The organism is Rhizobium sp. Root483D2 (genome assembly GCF_001426685.1).
In the GTDB taxonomy this organism is placed as follows: Bacteria; Pseudomonadota; Alphaproteobacteria; order Rhizobiales; family Rhizobiaceae; genus Pararhizobium; species Pararhizobium qamdonense.
Map to the genome: position 1 here is coordinate 32,006 of NZ_LMFB01000041.1, position 1,271 is coordinate 33,276.

The following is a 1,271-nucleotide window of genomic DNA, read 5'->3' on the forward strand; positions in this document are numbered from 1 at the left end:
ATACATTCCGCCCGATTTTGTGCCGCTTGGGCCAATCTATCCGCCTATCAGCGTCATCGATGGCTGGGAAGCGGAGCCGTGGGAAATCAGGGATGACGCCGGCGCAGCGCGTCGTCCCGCAATCAAGGTCAAGGCCGCCGATGATCTCAACGATGTTTTGAGCGTGCGCATCGTGGCGAGGGTCAAAACGACGGGTGCCGTTGTTTTCGATAGCGCCGCCGTCGCATATGCCCCGCCATACGAGTGGGTGATATCTGGTGCCTGGTGCCTCCCGGCGACGCTCTACCAGATAAAGGGCATTGAGGTTCCATATTCCGGTCGAAACGTCGAGTGGTCGGAATGGATCGATGTCCTGACGCCGGATGTCAGGCTTGGTGATGATGATCTTGCCGGTGAGGTCCTGGCGTCTCTTGAGGTACTGCGAGAGTGGATCGAGCAGAACGTGGGCGGGGTCGCCTCGGAGACAGCGGCGGCGCTCGTAGCCGAGACGCAGGCGCGGATTGCAGCCATCGAAGCTCAGGCTGCGGCGCTCTTGGCAGAACAGCAGGCGCGCATCGCTGCCGTGCAGGCGCAGGCAGATGCTCTGGGCGTCGAGCAGGCGGAGAGGATTGCCAGTGCGTTCGAAGCTGCCGACCGTTACCGCGCGATGCTCAATGAGATCGGCGCACTGCGAGATGCTGTGGCCGAACTCGATTATGCAAAATTCACGCATATCGAGCAGGTTCGCAATGTCCTGACGGTCACCATCGGGTCGGCTGTTGCCAGCTTCACCGACCAGATCACCGTCGCCGTGGCTGCCACGGCTGCCGTAGTGCAGCGGGTGACGACGCTGGAAGCCGAGACGGATACGCTGGATGCGGCAATTACCGCGGTCGATACGGCTCGGGTCAGCGACTATGAAGCGCTGTCTCAGCGTATGGGGCTTCTGTCGGCCGGGACAGATAACCAGTTCGACCCGGCCAAGCTGTGGATGTTCGACATCACGGCTGAAGGCTGGACGGGCAATGGCGATCCGACCGTTGTTGACGGGTATTTGCGACCAGCGAACGCTGTGGCCGATCCCTACGTTATATCTCCCGCCGGATTGAGCGTGACAGCGAACGTTTACCGCCAGGTGCGTGCCCGCATCCGTAAGTTCGGTTCTCCCATCTGGGATGGCGGCGTTTGGTGGAATAGGTCGACCGATATTGGATGGACGCCTGGACGCCTCACCGCGATCGTTGAACCGGCCTATGACCTCAACGGTGTTGGCCTGATCACCGCGCAGATGG

At 61.1% G+C, this 1,271-nt stretch carries 1 pseudogene; it reads left to right on the forward strand.

Annotation, left to right across the window (positions count from 1 at the left end):
• A pseudogene (locus tag ASD32_RS30145) lies at window positions 1-1,271 on the forward strand (hypothetical protein); the annotation flags it as partial.